The organism is Vibrio sp. Vb0598, assembly GCF_033338935.1.
GTDB classification, from domain to species: Bacteria; Pseudomonadota; Gammaproteobacteria; order Enterobacterales; family Vibrionaceae; genus Vibrio; species Vibrio alginolyticus.
This window is the reverse complement of sequence record NZ_JAWOTP010000001.1, coordinates 385,407-402,424: the sequence shown is the minus strand read 5'-3', so window position 1 is coordinate 402,424 and position 17,018 is coordinate 385,407. Positions and strand designations below refer to the sequence as shown.

Here is a 17,018-nt window from a genome sequence, read left to right as displayed (position 1 = left end):
CTCCACCGGAAAAAAACGCTGAGAACACCCATGCTGTTGTAATTGCGATCGCAACCTGACGATGTAATCTCATTTTCCTCTCCTGAAGATGACGGCCTTATCAACATGGCCGGGTTATCATAATCAACTTAAATATTTAATTTTTTTATAGGAAAGGATTAGCTAAAGATTCAGCCAATTCTTTCTTGGTTGATTAGCTGTGCGGTGGGTATACTCCCGCAGTGGCAATTAACCAATTAATCGGCAATACCGGGCTCAAAATATTAAGTGGCATTGAACCGCCTGTTTCAGTCACAGTTACAGTACCTCCGCCCGAGCCACTACCAGACACACTTAAGCCTTCGATCTCGGTCAAATCTGGTTGCTGAAACGTCGGTTTATAGAACCCGGGGGTAGAGTTTTGCGCTATATACGAATTACTATCGGGTACCTGTGTATTTGCAGCATTGGTAGCAACCTGCATCCTGCCTGTTACAGGTGCAGAAGTGCCAAGAGGGGTAAAAATTGCCGTATGTAAGTGTGCTGGCATTTGAGTTATATCAATAGTTACCAGTTCAGTACCCAATCTTTCTCCCTGATGATAATCCATCCCCCCAGGTCGTGTGCCTACACCAACTGGACTGCGGCCACGCAAATCAGGTAAACCAAAGGTAGTTCGGGCGTCACCTCCGTATAGAGTGCTAACTAGAGAGAAGAGCGCTGGATTATCTTCAATTGCCTGCATTTGCCCCGAGCACATTGCCCAATTTCTAATTGCAAAATTGCCACCAAATGCGGTTAGTGCCCCAAGATACGGTTCTGTAGCCATACTGTTCTTCCTTTCAACGTATACACTTAAGTTAAAACTAGCTCATAACGAAATTGGTGTGGTTGGTTAAAACTTTCCAATCTCGCATTACTAAATACCGTTACGGGCTTCATCACTGCCGCAAAGCACCGTATTGAGATATTTATTTACTCACAAGTTGAAGCGTGCTGGAGCAATGACATCCCAGCATCTAGCCCAGCCATTTGCGCATAGCGATAACCCGAAAACACGCCTTGCGGTGTAGCAATAACATCTATTGATATGGCGCTATCTAACGTTTTCACTTGTAACCCATGTTGTGGGCTGATCTCGAGAATGCTCCCCGCCTCAACACCGACTAAAGAAGTCTCCATTGCGCTTGCTTGCAAAACATTGGCGACACCACTTGGCAAGCTCAACATCGCACCACCGAAGTCATGATTGCCTGCTCGCACTAAGTTGACGATTTCGCGACTCGTTTGCACGTTCCAACGAATGTGCAGATCATGTTGGTTTACTGCTCGTGCCACTTCGTTGGGGTTTGATACTTGTTCACGCCAAACCAGCCCTTGCTTTTGTTGCGCGATGAGGAAGTCATACATCAGCTTAGCCGTCATTTGTGACGCTTTTTTCTGAGCACTGGTTAAGGTCTCAAACGGGTGAAATGGTACCTCTAACTCCATTCCTATAGCGCCGGAATCAGCCGATGCCTCAAGACGATGCAGGGTGAGGCTAAAGGTGTCTAAACCGTCTCTTAATTGCCAATAGAGAGGCATCGGGCCTCGATACTCGGGCAGCTTTCCCGGATGAATGTTGTACAAGTTTCCGTTGAAAAACTGACACAGCGAGGAATGAACTATGTGCCTGAACAAATAGATGACGCCATCCGTGACTCGCCAAGCATCGAGTTGCGCTATCAAAGCACTGCTGTCATTGGCGGTATACTGAGCAATATGAATCGATTGAGCGCTCAGATAGCTCTGTAGCTGCTGTAAGTCTGGATTTAGTTCTCCTTCCGGTACTACCACGCCCGCCAATTTATGTTGTTGTGCCAACAACTGAATGATGGGCAAGGCGTAACAACTTCCTGTAAAAACGACGTATTTTTGCTGCATATCGAAATCATCCATGGGTGGCGACAAAACCTGGCAATCCGGTTAACTGATAATAGAAACAGACCTTATCGCCTCCCTTCGCTTCAAAGTAATGGTGTTCAACGGCTTTGGGCTTGGCATCCACATAAAAAGTCATGTCGGGTTTAGGATGGGTAATACCAGAGTCGTATTGTCCGACCATCGCATCTCCGTAAGTATCGATATGGCTGTAAATGGCGAGGATACGTTTTGCCATATCTGGCACATCTTTCGGCAGCTCAATGGTGTTGCCTTGCAGCATTTTTATTCCACCATCTAGCTCAAAAATCTCGCTTCTGAGCAACATGGCTTTATTGACGTTAAGAATTTCTCCCAGATCAATTCGATCATCGATCGCTTCCGGCTGGCAATGGTTGGAATGTGCATACTCTGCTTTTTCCCATTGTTGATTAAATTCCGTCTCCCCGATGACCATCATGGCGCGCACAGATACCTGATTGGGGATCATTTCGCCTTGAATATGTAAATATTGAACCAAATGTTTCGCGATGCTGAGGAACCCTTCCCGACTAAAGCCATGCTGCATCGCTTCAAGTATCAGGAGATCAAACGTTTGAGTTGGCGAAAATTGGGTAGCATCTTCTTCCACTAAGGCTTCAATGTAGTCTGCGATATCGAGATCCGCGATCAATTGATTGAGTGCTTTAATGGCTCCGGGGTGAATATCTACTAGTGTCACCTGAAGCTGCTCTGCGCTAATTCGATCACTTTGTTTGTAGTGAGCAAGTAAAGGCAGCAGCAATGGTGCAAAGGGGCCGCAAGCTGGATAAAGCACTTTAACCTGTGACTTGTTGGCAAGCATATGTTGGATAGCTTTGTTTATACCACACGCAAAGCCTTTAATTCGGTACACATCTTTGATGGTGTGTTTACAGTTAAGTGGGGACATCACCAGCCCAGACGTGGAAATGTACTGTCGGGTCAGTTCCTCTTGAGTGAGTTTAGCCAGAGAAAGAGATTGGCAAGCGTTGTCATACATGCTCTGAAAGGCTTGCACCAGTGTTCGGTGCTCAACTTTCGTCTCCTTCAATACGAGCTCAACTGCCGCAGCGAAACTCTCTTTCAGTTGCCGTTGGCGTTCAGCCGTGCTGAGTTGGTTTTGGAGCATAGCCTCAAGTTGAGTCCGTAATGAGTACTTAAGCAGCTCATCCATTTCGGGTTCAGCAAAACCAAACTGTTGAGTTTGTTGCTGCACTTCTTCAACACCGACCGTCTCACGAGATTGAGGACGTTGCTGGTAGAATTCTATAGATGAGCCTTTTTGCATAATTCATGAACCTCACTTGCCGCTGTAGCAGTAGTTAATGATGTAACACACCTGTACTTGAGAAAAACATATGCCAGAGGTCCGCGTTACAATATCTCAGCTCCCGGCTCTAACTTCATAAACCGTACTGACAAAATTGGGCAGAAAAATTGAGATAAAAACAGTTCTAATCCTGTAAATTCAGAGAGTAGTAAATAGTTAGGGTAATAGGCCTTTCGATGTGATTCTTCTAAAGCAAGCGCTTGCCAATCCCCTCGATGGCAAGATCGTTTGACATATGGCAGCCACGCAGTCTCCTTAATAGAGGTAAGCGCGGCACTCAAGTGTGGTGTAATATGAAAGCCTTTTAACAGGCAGAAAAAGCCAATATCCATAGTATAAAGCCAACTATTTATAATATTGAAATTAAAATAATTTTTTCGGCAGTTATTTTGAAATTGCCGATATTTGATTTATAGACTAGAAAAAATCAGTTAGCCAGAATAGAGATCAAAAAAAACACTAAAAATAAGATTGTCAATTTATATCTCTAAAATTAAAGAATTTAATTTTTAAAGTTTAATGAAGTCCAATATAAGTTTAAGGTGTGCAATCTTTTAAAAGATATAAGTTTAAAGATATTTCAAAAAACTTATTAAGAAAAACATGAACTCACAAAAATAAATATCAAAATTATTAATAAAAAAACACCACCAATATAACAATGAATTAAGGTGGCTTGAAGATTAAAATGCCCATTTCATTTTCGTATATAACATTTTAACTACTAGTATTATATATGTGGTGAAATAAGATAAATTTATTCACTCAACATATCCAATCGATTCAGGTTTACTGGGAAAAGCTATACGTTACAACGGAGTGAAATATGGCAAATAGGGATGGAAGAATTCCACTCAACGTATTACGACTCAAAGAACTGAGAAAGAAATTAGGACTGAGCCAAGAAAAACTGGCGGAAGAATGCTTTCAACAGGGTTTTGTCGTATCTATTGCTTCTATAAAGCGAGCAGAGTCTGGGGCGAATGTGCTGTATCGTACCGCATCCAATCTCGCGGAATACTTTTCTGTCCCCGTAGAGGACCTTTTAATAGATCGGGCCTCAGAACCATTATTTACAAATGTATCTTCATCACCACCATATTTTTTTATTTTTGCAATCGAAGCAAAGTGTGATTTGACCGCAAAGGCTCTGCAAACCTTACTTCTCAGCCAAAACACTACACCCATAATACAAAACCGAACGTTTGTTCTTACTTGGTCTTTACAGGAATCGGACGAATATATTTTTGAGCGAATTCGACAACTAGCCCTTCAATTAAAGGTTGCTCTTTCGGCTTCGATTCGGTCTTTTATCAATGTGAAATACATGCATCGAATCACTGAGCTATCGGAACATCCGAATGCGATAACCCCAATCAATGAAATCCTAGTTAAAATCCCTTGGGGAGAAATAGCTGCTTGTCCTTGCTTTATCTCGTCCAATTGTGCCAGACCAATAAAACCTTTTCTAACAGGAGAGCCAGACTTCAACAACTGGCATTTTGTATCCTTACACCAAAACCATACTGACTGTTTCGTAGGGCGTAAACTTGAACTAGAAACATTGAATAGCGGAATCAAGCGATGGCAAAAACAAGAAGCAGGCCAAACGTATTGTATTACTGGTACCGCAGGGATAGGAAAGACCAGCCTACTCAACCAGGTCATTTCGTCTTTGAGTCGTTCTTCGTGTTTAACCACAGAGATTCAAATCCTGAATCATGGCAGTGCTGATCTCTTGTCCCCTCAAAATATATTCACTCGGGCAATTTGTTCATTTACTCGTGAAGATACCGATGATTCTATTCGTCAGCAGACTGTCGAGTCATCAATTCCCTCTTCTTTCCATCTCTGCCTTTATTGGTTAATGGGGGTAACACTCAACGAATCAGAAAAACAGCTGCTGAACTTAATGGAGTTCCAAACGCTGAAACAAACGATAGAGCAATCTATCCCTTTCTTAATTCAACAACGGCAGAGCAGCAAACCGCATTTGATTATTGTTGAAGATGTCCATTGGGCCGACGAGGTAATGTTGGCATTTCTTGAGACACTGCTACCTTATATTACAAACACCAATATTTTACTCTTTCTGACGTTTAGGCAGCAAAAACGACTTAGTTCCAAACAATCTTGGTTTGCCAACGTGAATCTAATCGAACTTAGGGAGTTATCATCTGAAGAGTCTTACGAGTTAGCTTGCTCAATCACATGCCAACAGAATAAACATATCAATGACTGTATAAAGCTTGCGAAAGGCCATCCTCTATACTTACGCCAAACACTACTTTGTTCTCAGTTTGATAAAGACGTTCCGGAGTCATTGGAACATTTAGTTTCGATACAATTAGCTCAACTTCCAGCCCAAGATCGCCAAGCACTCTGTACTGCATCTGTGTTGGGGCAGTACTTTCAACTGGAGCAACTGCGTGAAATCACTCGAATTCCCGGCTACGTACCAGATAAGTTAGTCGACGCTGGCTTAGTAAAACTCAATGGCGATCAATACCTTTTCCATCATGATTTGATTTGTAATGCTGTTTTCCGTCAAATAGACAAGTCACAGTGTTCAAAAATACACATGGCCTGCGCAAAATGGTATGAGAACCGAGATCGGTTCTTATATGCAGTCCATATCAATCATGCCAAGGGCGAAGGTATATTTACTGTTCTTGACCAGACCGCCAAACATTACCTGAGCAATTATCAATTTGAAAAAGCACTGACTCTTATTGAATACGCTATTAAAGAGTCACCTAAAGCACAGATGGCGTATGCACTAAATATGAAAGGAAACTGCCTGTATTCGATGGGACGCATCAAAGAGAGTATTGAGGTTCTTGAGCAAGCGATTCATCACACAGAAAATGATTCTGAACGTGTTCAATACTATTTAGACCTCATTAACCCCTACCGTTTAACCGACAACTTTGTACAAGCGATGTCGATTTTAGACCAAGCCCAAGCCCTGTGCGAAAAGCTGACGTTAAATAAATCTTTGTGTGAAATTCACTCGATGAGAGGTAATATGCTGTTCCCCACTGGGCAGCTAGACGAATGTGAGAAAGAACATTTACTTGCATTAGATTACAGTCAACGAGCAAACTGTTTTCGCGCGAAAGCAAAATCGCTTGGCGGCCTCGGTGATTGTGCCTACGCACAAGGAAAAATGGCTCGCTCATACGAGCACTTAACCGAGTGTTTGCAACTGTGTGAAGAGCATCAGTTGCTTTCGATTGAAACTGCCAATCGCTACATGCTGGCAACAGTGATGATCTATCAACTGCAATCTGACGAAGCACTAAAACAGGCTCAGCATGCCTCGAATCTTGCCTATCTCACGGCAAACCGCCGAGCAGAAATTGTTTCTAGGCTTACGGCTGCATGGATCTTTCTCGACCGTAATGTCTTGGTGCAAGCTGAAAACGAAATCTCGACCGCTCTACAACTTTCAAAACAGCTTAATGCTCATCGATTTGTCGCTTTTCTTTTGGAGTCCAGTGCAAGATTGCACTGGTATCAGGGAAAAGAGGAGAAAGCCCTTTCGGACATCGACACGGCTCTAGATCTTGTTCATATCAATAAGCTACACAATTTTATTGGTCCTTGGCTCGTATCTACCAAGGCACTTATTTGTGGCGATGAATCAACGGCCCTCTCCGCTTTGCGCACTGGTGAGGCTTGGCTAGAATCTACCTGTGTTGGTCATAACTATTTACGCTTTTACCAACAAGGAATCCAAGTAGCGTGGCAGTATAAGCAGCCTACGCTACTTCGAAAATATCGCGATAAGCTGTCTAACTTCACCCAAGAAGATCCGCATCCATGGGGTGATTTTTATATTGAACAAGCGAATCTGATGCTTGCCTTACTCGACCAGTCCAGCTCCGTCTCTGAGTTGTTAAACTTCAATCAGGCCGCGCGTAAGCATCAACTGAATCAGGCTCAAATAAGTGTTGATGAGCTCGACCATTGGCTCTCCACATCTACTCAACCATGAAATATTCAATAAACGAAGAAAGTCGATTAATTGCACCGTCAAGTCATCGTGTTTACTCGATTTACCTCGTCAAACACAGATATTCGAAACCATCGAATATCTGTGTTTTGGCACAGTGTCATCGCTGATGAGATTTATGCTGGCGCAAGATCATTTTGCTCCACCTTAAAGTTCTCGATGCTAGGAACATGCTCAGGCAAAAGTAGAGTAACGCGTTGATTTGCTGCTTCAATCCATTTACCTGAACTATTTTTATATCGATAGAATGCCACGCCTGACTTCCAATCATCATTAAGTAGGAGGTTGAGCGTTACGTTATGAAGATCAGCTCCTAAAGGAGCAATGCCTAGATAAGGCTGGTAGCCCTGCAACGTCACCATGATATGACAATCACGCATCGTGCATTGATAGTTGAAACTACCATTGAGATCAGACACCACATTTAACGGTGGGTTAACGGCCTGAAAGATATGTCCTTTACCCACTATTGATTTGTCTTCGCTGGCCACGAGTAGATTAACATCGAAGCTCACTCCTCCAGGTAAGCCGTTACCAATTTGATAATGAGCAGTAAAAATTGCTTGTGATTCTTTTGAGTCCATTTTCATTGTGTTCTCCAACTGAATTTATTGTCGTTAGTGACCCATTCAATGTAGATAACACGTCATTCTGGTTCAGTATCAATTTAGGCTCAGATCTACTTGACTACATAAATTATCCACGGTCACGCAGATGCCGATCGTTCTTTTCATCAACCAGATATTGTTGCTCTCTCGCTGATGCTTTTGGCGATTTGTACAGAACAACTGATACCAAACTGATATGGTGAATGTATGCATTTGGTTTAATATTTGAACAACTATTCAATACATAAGCCAAATGGAAAAAATAATGGAACATGAATGGATGCAGGGAACTAAAGAAAACCAAGTGGTAGAACAGCACCCTAACCCTCAAATACAACGCCTCGCTGTGCTTAACGCGTACTCAATCTCAATCAATAATGCCAAACTGTTTATTCAGAAAATGGATAAATGCGGTTTTCCTAAAGAGCGACTACTGACACCTCTTGAAAACACGGTTTCACCGGTTCCTGGTTTGAACCAATATCAAGTCGAGTCACTCATCTTCAATACTCGCTATCAACACCAACCCTTTGTCATTGTCATGTGCGAAAGTACGCAAGAAGTTCAGCAAGCCTATCTAACAGCAACTCGATTCAGTCTCCCGATTCGTGTTCGCTCAGGAGGGCATGATCACGCAGGTGAATGCAGTGGTGACAACGTCATTTTGATTGACGTGAGCAGAATTAAGACCTTCCAATTGTGTGAAAATATTGCCACCATTGGTGCTGGCTATCGCTTCTATCAACTGACACCAAAACTTGCAGAGCATGATCGAATGATTGCGCATGGAACCTGTGCCACAGTTGGGTTGACTGGCTATATTCAAGGCGGAGGATGGGGCCCTTGGACGCGAAAATACGGCATGTGTTGTGAGCACCTAGTGAGTGCAACCGTGGTATTGGGTGATGGTACGATCACAGAAGTCTCAGCAGAGTCCAACCCCCACCTATTTTGGGCACTAAGAGGCGGCGGAGGCATGAGTTACGGCATTGTTACCGAGCTACGCGTAAAAACATTCCCTTTACCCAAAGAGATCCACCGCTTCGAACTTCAGTGGAACCTTTACAAAAAAATCAACGGTATGCTTCAGCCAATACCAACGCACCCTACCATAGATGTGCTAAAAAATTGGGAGCAGGCTATAAAAAGCCTAGATACGCCTAAACTTCTTGGCACCAACTTGCAAATTGATGCTCTGCCTGAATCATCTAACCACTGTGATCTCGAAACCATCAGCCATCACTGCACTATGTACGGTTACTGGGAAGGAACAGTGCAAGATCTTGACCAATTTATAGCCGTTCAATTTGGCGCTTGCTTCCCTGATTTAGTTCAAGTCTATGAAGCACATGGCACTGACTTTGACGGGAAGAAATACGATCACTCCCTGATGAGCACATGGGGGCGCGATTCTTTGTGTCAAAGCGGTTCTCCTTTCCCTCCAGATTATGACGCCCCCGCACCTCACAAAATCACTTCGCGATTGGTGTCAGAGCGAGGTCTTAAACCTGAGGGCTATACTGCACTTTTGCAAAGCTTAACTTCACCTTTGATAAAGCCAGAAAACCGCGATCAAGGGCTATTTAGTTACGTAACCTTAGGGGCGATCACTGGCGGTTTTTATCATCACTTAGACGATCTTGAAGACATATCTTTCCCCTACCGCCAGTGTCAATATACGGTCCAATACCAAACCTGGTGGAATGAAGAGATCAAGCAAAAACTAGAACTACAAAATAACCCAGTACTTGTTGATGTAAACAGAGCCATGGACTGGATTGATAAAGCCAGAGAAGCTGATATACCGGGAACCTATGGTGCCTTCATCAGCTTTAAAGATCCGGCAATTCCGACAAGCGTTTATTTTGATCGAAGCTACCGCGACTTAATCGGTATAAAAGAAAAATACGCTAAGGATAAGTTTAATCATCTTAGAACTAATAAGACCATCATTTAACATCAATATGCATCTTAAAAAGCATATATTAACAGAACGTCATTTGGCCGTTCTATCACGTATAGAAATTAAAAAAGAGGAAAAATTATGACAACTAAGGGTTCATTTTACGTTAAAAATAACTCCAACGATAAAATCACCGGATATGTGAGATTTAAAGACTCTCCGGAAATGGAGGTTCATTTCGACTTGAATATTGGCGAACAATCTGAATCTGCTAGTTTTGAATCCGGTGCCGCTACCCATGACTCCTGGTATTACAGTTTCAAAAAGGCAGGTAAAACCTATACTGGGGACAAGTCCTGTGCATACTATGCAAAAGATGAAAATAAAGGCCCCGTCGTTGTAGAAATCTTTAATGATAATTTAAAAATATCTCCACCACTTAGCGGTTCTTGTGAGAAAACTCTATAGCTGCTCACCTGATTCATCACTTCGCCCGAGACAGTTGCACAACTTCTCGGGCAGTTTCATTTCTCGGTATTTGGATTGAAGACTCTCCCCATTTTCAATCACAATCTGAAATTGTTAACTTTATGTTCTCACTTTATATCACCACTGCAAGATAATCGAATAAATACAAATCACTTTTAAAATAAACTTTAAATCTAGAGTAACCAAGATTGAAAAAATAAATATATTATTAATTTCTAAGATCAAAGAGTTTTACTTAATACATCACTTTTTATTTTAACTCTATCAACTGATACTAAACTGCTACTGACGTTTTTTGATTGAATGCTTAACTTAATAGCATGCGCTTATCTCAATGGCTAAAACCATTATTAAAGCGTAATTCTTCTATATCCACGTAATCTCTAAGCATTTGATTCAGAGAGTTTCTTGGATATTCATCATTCAAGATAAACAACGGAAAGCATGGCTATGTGTACAGATGTTAATATCAATTATGGTTGCAACAACCAAACCTTATCCGCTAGAACCATGGAGTTTGCAGTTAACCTTCAGACCGAGATTTGGTTTAGAGCCCAACAAACTTACCAAATTACGACCTTTACTTCCGACGGAAAAGCCGACCGTGTTTTCAATGGTCAGCCGCCAAAACGTCACAGTAAAGAATGTGAGTTTCGAGCAAATTGGCAGGGAGAGTTGAGCTTCATACACTGCAATGCCATTACCCGGTATAATAACCCTCTTTTAACAGCTGATGGCATTAATGAATCTGGCCTTTCTGTTGGGTCACTGTACTTGCCCATTCTCAATCAAAATGTATCGACCTCTCACATCCCTGATGATGCCTTTGCATTAGGCAGCGGCCTGTTTGGTACTTTTATCTTGTCTACGTTTAATACTGTGGACGAGATGGTGACCTACTTCACCACCCACCCCGTTTACGTGTTTAACTCGACTATTTCAACTGGTGAAACAGAGAGTGACAACATGGCTTTGGACCAGCATTTCGTGATTCACGATGCAAATAATGACAGTGCCGTCATTGAGTTTCTTAACGGTAATATGCATATCTATCGAGCATTCAAAGAAAGCGATATGTTCAGCAAAGAGGAAAATCAGCAAGCACGCTATCAATGTACCGAATACGACTTTGATGATTATAAAGTGGTTGTGGACCACTCCTACGTTGGAGTAATGACTAACTGCCCAAATTACCATTGGCATGTCAATCACCTCTCTTATTTTTCTAATTTGCGCAACTACAACCCAGAACCGAACAATGAAGCAACCATGCAACGTCATATCCAAGTGCCTGGCCCACTTCAATCAATCAATGGCGCTGGCTTGATGGGTCTACCCGCCGACCCAACACCGCCGTCTCGATTTGTACAAAGCTATGCAATTAAGCAGTTAAGCGAACAACCAACTAACTTCGACGAAGCCTTCTCACTCGGACAAAAGCTACTTAATCGCGTTGATATACCTTTGGGCATCATGGCGAATGAGTTTGAGACATCCGATAACCCTGAAGTCTTTTTTAGTGATATTACCCAATGGAGCGTTATTAGACATAACAGTCATCAATCACCCGCGTTCTATCTGCGTACTTACGGAGACATGACTTGGCGAGTCGCTAATGTCAAAGACTATATTGGGTTAAATAGAGACTGTCAGATTTCAAGCGTTTTACAGCTCATGCCAGTTACAACATCATTACCGTTTGAACAAGTCGAATCTCGACCAACTATTAAAATCGCTTAGAGTTAATTTTGAAGCGCAAACAAATGAGAAGCAAAAAGCCAGAGTAAGAAATCAATCTCACTCTGGCTCATAGCTGCATATAGTATAGTTTTATCTGCTATAGATATAACGTATGGTTGCTTTTACACTTGTTACATTCAGTCGACTTACTCTTTACCGAACACGTTGTTCTCTTGTTCTTGAACGCGGATGAATGTAGTACGCTTGGTTAGCTCTTTAAGCTTTGCTGCACCCACGTATGTACAAGTTGAGCGAACGCCTCCAAGGATGTCTTGAATAGTACCGTGAACGCTACCACGGTATGGCAATAATACGGTTTTACCTTCGGCCGCACGGTAGCCAGCGACACCACCTGAGTGCTTATCCATCGCGCTCTTCGACGACATGCCATAGAATTTCATGAACTTCTCGCCGTCTTTCTCGATCACTTCGCCGCCTGACTCTTCGTGACCCGCTAGCATCCCGCCTAGCATTACGAAATCCGCTCCACCACCGAATGCTTTCGCTACGTCACCCGCACAAGAACAACCACCGTCACCGACGATCATGCCACCAAGGCCGTGCGCTGCATCGCCACACTCGATGATTGCAGAAAGCTGCGGGTAACCAACACCCGTTTTTACACGAGTTGTACAAACTGAGCCTGGGCCGATACCCACTTTAACGATGTCTGCACCAGCTAGGATTAGCTCTTCACACATATCACCAGTAACCACGTTGCCTGCAGAAATGACCTTGTCTGGGAACTCTGCTCGCACGCGTTCAACATACTCGACCAAATGCTCTGAGTAACCATTTGCAATGTCGATACAAATGAAAATAAATTCATCTGAAAGTGCCATGATGTCTTTGGTTTTTTGGAAGTCTGCGTCAGATGTTCCCGTAGACACCATAACGTTATTCATGGTTACTTTATCTGCTGATTTAGAAAACTCAGCCCAATCTTCTACCGTGTAATGTTTGTGAACAGCGGTCATTACACCATGCTCAGCCAGCGCTTTAGCCATTGCAAAGCTACCAACCGAATCCATGTTTGCTGCGATTACTGGCACACCAGACCATTGACGACCACTATGCTTGAATGTAAAATCGCGGGTTAAATTTACTTGAGAACGGCTCTTAAGGGTAGAACGTTTCGGGCGAAACAGTACATCTTTAAAACCTAACTTAAGTTCTTGTTCGATACGCATTGTGTAATTCCTTGATTCATATGTATATGTGTCATTTCAGAGTGCGTAGTGATTTCGTTGGCAGACGAGTTCACTGTTCTTCGGACACAAAAAAACCGGAGCGTTGGCAGACGCTCCGGTTTTCAGCATTATAGGCTGTGATTTATTTCCTACAAGTCTGATATTTGAATTTTTTTTGTGATACCATCTTGAAAATCGCATATCAAAAACGCTCCCCAAGTCACCAAAACCTCTTATTATTTATAACTATCAACAACTTGAGAAAGCACTTAAGTTAACCCATTGCGCAAACCTTTGCGTCATATCTTAAAAATTAAAACGCATCACCTCTCAAATCTGCCTAAAACTCAATCACCTAATACTAAGATGCCCTGCTAATTCGTAAAAAAGTACTAAAAAAATCGACCAATTTTCTCAGCAATGCATGAAATCTAATTAATTTCGATAGAGCTCTTGGGTGATAGCGGTACGAAGAGTGCTAACGACATCACTTGCCAAAAGACCAATTTGACCATTCTGACTCACGTTTATATCAGCAGCATGACTGTGAAGTACCACACCTAAACGTGCGGCAACAGAAATTGGTAAACCTTTGGCTAGTAATGCACCAATGACTCCAGATAACACATCTCCCATTCCCCCCGTCGCCATTCCGGCGTTACCCGCTAGACAGACGTACATTCTCGTTCCATCGTAAATAAGCGTCCCCGCGCCTTTTAAAACCACTACACCGCCATAACGCTCTTGCAGTTGTCTTGCAGCAGAGTATCGGTCACTTTCTATTTGTTGAATGGTTACATTTAGTAGTCGAGCTGCCTCTCCAGGATGCGGCGTGATCACTCGATGGTTGTCGCACACTAGAGTGCCATCGCATCGCTGGCTCAGCATCGCTAGAATATTGAGGCCATCAGCATCAACAACTTTAGGTTTCTGCTCTTGAGCCAGATATTGATAGGCTTGATAAGCCCACTCATCATCTCCAAAGCCAGGACCAAACACTAATACGTCAGCCCAGCGTATGCGTTTAGTTAAGTCGTTCTCAGTATCCCTGAGCAAGTCAGTGGTGATGCTCTGGCTCATTACTTCTGGGCAACCAACCTGCAGTGGAATAAGGCTACTCGTGTGAGTAATTGCGGCAGTTAAACCCGCTCCGGCTCTAATCGCTGCGGAGGAACATAAACGAATCGCCCCAGACATCCCTTGATTGCCACCAACACAAAGCAACTTCCCGTTGTCACCTTTATGGACCGTTGGATTTGGCTTGGGCATTAATCTTGAAACAACCTGATGATCAATACCTAATGCACTTTCTACTTCGATAGTATCAAACTTAGTATTGACGCCTAAACCACAAAAGTAGAGCTCGCCAACTCGATCTCTCGCTTGTCCAGTGCATAAGCCTTGCTTAACCCCAATGAAGGTTACAGTATGCTCGGCACGAATAGCATCACCTAAAACTGCACCTGTATTAGCACACAGACCAGAAGGAACGTCGACTGCAATCACAGGGGTATGAATTTGATTAATTTGGTCAATATAGCGACGATACTCCGAACGAACCTCACCGCTTAAACCAGTGCCTAACATGGCATCGATGATCACATCTGCTTCTAGCAATGCGGTATTCCATTCATCCCAATCATTGTTAACACCGTCGATTGACTGCCAGTCTTGGTATGCGCGCAAAGCATCACCTTTTAGCACAGATACATCACCAATTTGGAAAACATGTACATTGAGTTGAGCTTGTTTCGCAAGAGATGCAAATACGTAACCATCGCCACCGTTATTCCCTTTACCGCAAATCACTAAGATATTTTTTGATTTAGGATACAGATGTAAAAAGCGCTCATACACGGCCATACCAGCGCGTTGCATTAAGCTATACATAGAAACACCAGCCATTTGCGCAGCCAGCGTTTCACCGTTTTTTACTTGCTCTGCGGTGTAGAGTTTTAGGGCGAGATTAAAGTCCATATTCACGTTCTACGCATTGGGAAACACAATTATAAGTATACAAAAAAGCCAAGGCGGACCTTGGCTTTTGAGAAAGTTTTTTATCGCTATTGATTCTGAGACATCAGAGCTTCAGCCGTCGCGTCTTGTATAGACAAAAACAACGAGTTGATTTTTCCAGTCGGTGTGCGCATTGGGTTCAACGTAACATTCTGGTACATAAACTCCGCTTGCTGCGTAACTGGTCGAACATTGCGACAGCAGAATAAGTAAGGTCGTTGTCGCCATGTGATGAAGCTGCGACAGCCTAGGTCATACACTGGTTTTGTTTTTAATTTAAACCACTCCTGTGGGATTTCAGGGAAGATATCAAATATAGAACGACCTATCGCATCATGAGACTGCAAACCACTGTGATGAGTCATAAACCCATTCCAGACCTGTACATTGTAATCTCGATCAATGACCACTAAGCCCATGTCAACGTTTTGTACCATATCCACCATCCAATGGAATTGTTCAAACTCTGCTGGCATATTCAACATTAGAACTCCTCCATTAGATAAGACAGTTTGTTATCAAGCAGCGGCAAGGATTCATCCACAAACATAAACAACAAGTCACAACGAATCGACGTTCCTTCAATGTTGTAGCTCACTTCGAATGTCATCGTGCGGCTGAATGCTCCAGTTGTAGATTCAATGATCGAGTCAATTGAGATATGCTGACCAAGGAGTACTGGTGGACTTTGGAAGAATCGGACTTCAGACTGCTCGCCTAAACCATTTAAGAACGACCCCACCAAAATATTAGAAATATCCATTAGCAGCTCAAGCTCTTCTAGCTCTTCGCTGTCTGCTGGTACTTTCATCAACTTTTTGAGATCAGATACGCTTGAATCACTCAAAATCACTAGCGCTTCGCCAGCAATACCTTCGCCACAAAATCCCTGACAAACACCCGATACGTTGTCATGCGACGCCAAGTCGCGTAGGGCCATGTGAAGTTCGCTCACTTCAAAGATATTGACGTTCGGCAGAGGTAGTTGCACAAACACATCAAAGTGACGCGCCAATGCATCGGCTGCTCGACCAATTGAAACGTTAGCCACTTCCATGTAAATATCGCGACGACGTAAAATCGGTAACTCAATAGAGACAGGCGTGATAATTTGAGGACGAGGTTCTGGCTCGACCAACTCTTTAAGCGCCTTCTTGAGTTCATCTTTGGCGATCGGTTTTTGAATAAACGCTTTTGCACCCAGTGCGAACACGCGCTCTTTCGCTTTAGGTTGGATATCCCCCGACACAACAACCACCGGAGTTTTATCCCCCAACCGTTGCATGTGCTCTAGTGTTTCAAAGCCATCCATTTCTGGCATGGTCAAATCAAGAAACATCAATTTAAACTCGTTTTTTTCGAGTTCTTCTAGCGCGTTTTTTCCGTGGATAGCAAACGTAATATCGGCATTCAATGTGGCTGGTAGTGATCTCGCCATCTGTTTGCGTGCTAACGCTGAATCATCACAGATGAGTACGGGAAAAGACATTCAATCACCTTTTTATATTCCACAATCTGCGCCGGAGTCTAACAGATTGTTACAGCATGTAATACGAGAAAACTGACGAGTTTTTTATTTCTTTATTATTCAATAAGCATACGCAATATGAATGAATGAGTGAACAAAATGACTAAAAAGCAAGCATCACATTCGCTGTTTAGTGACATAAAACAAACATGGGTAAAACTCCTCCACCCAAAGTAAGCAAAAAGTTGCAGCTAACATCCAAAGCCCATTTTTGCTCGAATTTCATTCTTTCCATTTCCATAATGGGTAAACAGTAACGCGCTAAAACTAAAAAGG

Annotated in this window: 12 protein-coding genes; 4 read left to right on the top strand and 8 right to left on the bottom strand. The window is 42.8% G+C overall.

Annotation, left to right across the window (positions count from 1 at the left end; genetic code table 11):
* Positions 1-193: 193 nt before the first annotated feature.
* The 3 genes from R7Q38_RS01870 to R7Q38_RS01860 all read right to left on the bottom strand — a co-directional run bounded on the left by R7Q38_RS01870 (position 194) and on the right by R7Q38_RS01860 (position 3,208).
* Positions 194-808 carry a phage tail protein gene (locus tag R7Q38_RS01870; RefSeq protein WP_176311468.1) on the bottom strand — a complete coding sequence of 205 codons (615 nt, stop codon included), beginning with the start codon at positions 806-808 and terminating at the stop codon, positions 194-196.
* A 146-nt stretch (positions 809-954) separates the two neighbouring features.
* Positions 955-1,902, bottom strand: coding sequence for a formyltransferase family protein (locus R7Q38_RS01865; protein WP_238966389.1), 948 nt, complete (start codon positions 1,900-1,902; stop codon positions 955-957).
* A 7-nt stretch (positions 1,903-1,909) separates the two neighbouring features.
* Positions 1,910-3,208, bottom strand: coding sequence for a hypothetical protein (locus tag R7Q38_RS01860; protein WP_176311467.1), 1,299 nt, complete (start codon positions 3,206-3,208; stop codon positions 1,910-1,912).
* Between the two features lie 868 nt (positions 3,209-4,076).
* On the opposite strand from R7Q38_RS01860, the gene R7Q38_RS01855 reads away from it, so the two are divergent.
* Complete coding sequence (locus R7Q38_RS01855) at positions 4,077-7,250, top strand: AAA family ATPase (RefSeq protein ID WP_213972688.1); 3,174 nt, start codon at positions 4,077-4,079, stop codon at positions 7,248-7,250.
* A gap of 134 nt (positions 7,251-7,384) precedes the next feature.
* On the opposite strand, the gene R7Q38_RS01850 is transcribed toward R7Q38_RS01855, so the two are convergent.
* Complete coding sequence (locus tag R7Q38_RS01850; RefSeq protein WP_005373450.1) at positions 7,385-7,858, bottom strand: DUF1842 domain-containing protein; 474 nt, start codon at positions 7,856-7,858, stop codon at positions 7,385-7,387.
* 283 nt (positions 7,859-8,141) lie between these two features.
* Here R7Q38_RS01850 and R7Q38_RS01845 point away from each other — a divergent pair, with 283 nt between their 5' ends.
* The 3 genes from R7Q38_RS01845 (at position 8,142) to R7Q38_RS01835 (ending at position 12,008) form a co-directional block, all read left to right on the top strand.
* The gene (locus R7Q38_RS01845; RefSeq protein ID WP_213972687.1) at positions 8,142-9,833 is read left to right on the top strand and encodes an FAD-binding oxidoreductase; all 1,692 of its coding nucleotides are present in this window, start codon (positions 8,142-8,144) and stop codon (positions 9,831-9,833) included.
* A gap of 87 nt (positions 9,834-9,920) precedes the next feature.
* On the top strand, positions 9,921-10,247 hold the full coding sequence (locus R7Q38_RS01840) for a hypothetical protein (RefSeq protein ID WP_005373454.1): 327 nt from the start codon (positions 9,921-9,923) through the stop codon (positions 10,245-10,247).
* Positions 10,248-10,718: 471 nt separating this feature from the next.
* The gene (locus R7Q38_RS01835) at positions 10,719-12,008 is read left to right on the top strand and encodes a linear amide C-N hydrolase (protein WP_167416140.1); all 1,290 of its coding nucleotides are present in this window, start codon (positions 10,719-10,721) and stop codon (positions 12,006-12,008) included.
* A 146-nt stretch (positions 12,009-12,154) separates the two neighbouring features.
* Here R7Q38_RS01835 and R7Q38_RS01830 read toward each other — a convergent pair whose 3' ends face one another.
* The 4 genes from R7Q38_RS01830 to R7Q38_RS01815 all read right to left on the bottom strand — a co-directional run bounded on the left by R7Q38_RS01830 (position 12,155) and on the right by R7Q38_RS01815 (position 16,703).
* Positions 12,155-13,198 carry a GMP reductase gene (locus R7Q38_RS01830; protein ID WP_053304513.1) on the bottom strand — a complete coding sequence of 348 codons (1,044 nt, stop codon included), beginning with the start codon at positions 13,196-13,198 and terminating at the stop codon, positions 12,155-12,157.
* A gap of 435 nt (positions 13,199-13,633) precedes the next feature.
* Positions 13,634-15,175 carry an NAD(P)H-hydrate dehydratase gene (locus R7Q38_RS01825; protein ID WP_161441179.1) on the bottom strand — a complete coding sequence of 514 codons (1,542 nt, stop codon included), beginning with the start codon at positions 15,173-15,175 and terminating at the stop codon, positions 13,634-13,636.
* 86 nt (positions 15,176-15,261) lie between these two features.
* Positions 15,262-15,699: a PAS domain-containing protein gene (locus R7Q38_RS01820; protein ID WP_005373463.1), complete on the bottom strand. Its 438-nt coding sequence runs from the start codon at positions 15,697-15,699 to the stop codon at positions 15,262-15,264.
* Positions 15,699-16,703, bottom strand: a complete 1,005-nt coding sequence (locus R7Q38_RS01815) for a response regulator (protein ID WP_005373466.1) — start codon at positions 16,701-16,703, stop codon at positions 15,699-15,701. Before R7Q38_RS01815 ends, R7Q38_RS01820 begins: the two co-directional genes overlap by 1 nt.
* Positions 16,704-17,018: the final 315 nt, after the last annotated feature.

Excerpts from the sequence above, each read along its gene's own strand:
- R7Q38_RS01870 (WP_176311468.1), bottom strand. The coding sequence starts at position 808 with ATGGCTACAGAACCGTATCTTGGGGCACTAACCGCATTTGGTGGCAAT.
- R7Q38_RS01850 (WP_005373450.1), bottom strand. The coding sequence starts at position 7,858 with ATGAAAATGGACTCAAAAGAATCACAAGCAATTTTTACTGCTCATTAT.
- R7Q38_RS01835 (WP_167416140.1), top strand. The coding sequence starts at position 10,719 with ATGTGTACAGATGTTAATATCAATTATGGTTGCAACAACCAAACCTTA.
- R7Q38_RS01820 (WP_005373463.1), bottom strand. The coding sequence starts at position 15,699 with ATGTTGAATATGCCAGCAGAGTTTGAACAATTCCATTGGATGGTGGAT.
- R7Q38_RS01860 (WP_176311467.1), bottom strand. The coding sequence starts at position 3,208 with ATGCAAAAAGGCTCATCTATAGAATTCTACCAGCAACGTCCTCAATCT.
- R7Q38_RS01855 (WP_213972688.1), top strand. The coding sequence starts at position 4,077 with ATGGCAAATAGGGATGGAAGAATTCCACTCAACGTATTACGACTCAAA.
- R7Q38_RS01865 (WP_238966389.1), bottom strand. The coding sequence starts at position 1,902 with ATGCAGCAAAAATACGTCGTTTTTACAGGAAGTTGTTACGCCTTGCCC.
- R7Q38_RS01815 (WP_005373466.1), bottom strand. The coding sequence starts at position 16,703 with ATGTCTTTTCCCGTACTCATCTGTGATGATTCAGCGTTAGCACGCAAA.
- R7Q38_RS01845 (WP_213972687.1), top strand. The coding sequence starts at position 8,142 with ATGGAACATGAATGGATGCAGGGAACTAAAGAAAACCAAGTGGTAGAA.
- R7Q38_RS01840 (WP_005373454.1), top strand. The coding sequence starts at position 9,921 with ATGACAACTAAGGGTTCATTTTACGTTAAAAATAACTCCAACGATAAA.
- R7Q38_RS01830 (WP_053304513.1), bottom strand. The coding sequence starts at position 13,198 with ATGCGTATCGAACAAGAACTTAAGTTAGGTTTTAAAGATGTACTGTTT.
- R7Q38_RS01825 (WP_161441179.1), bottom strand. The coding sequence starts at position 15,175 with ATGGACTTTAATCTCGCCCTAAAACTCTACACCGCAGAGCAAGTAAAA.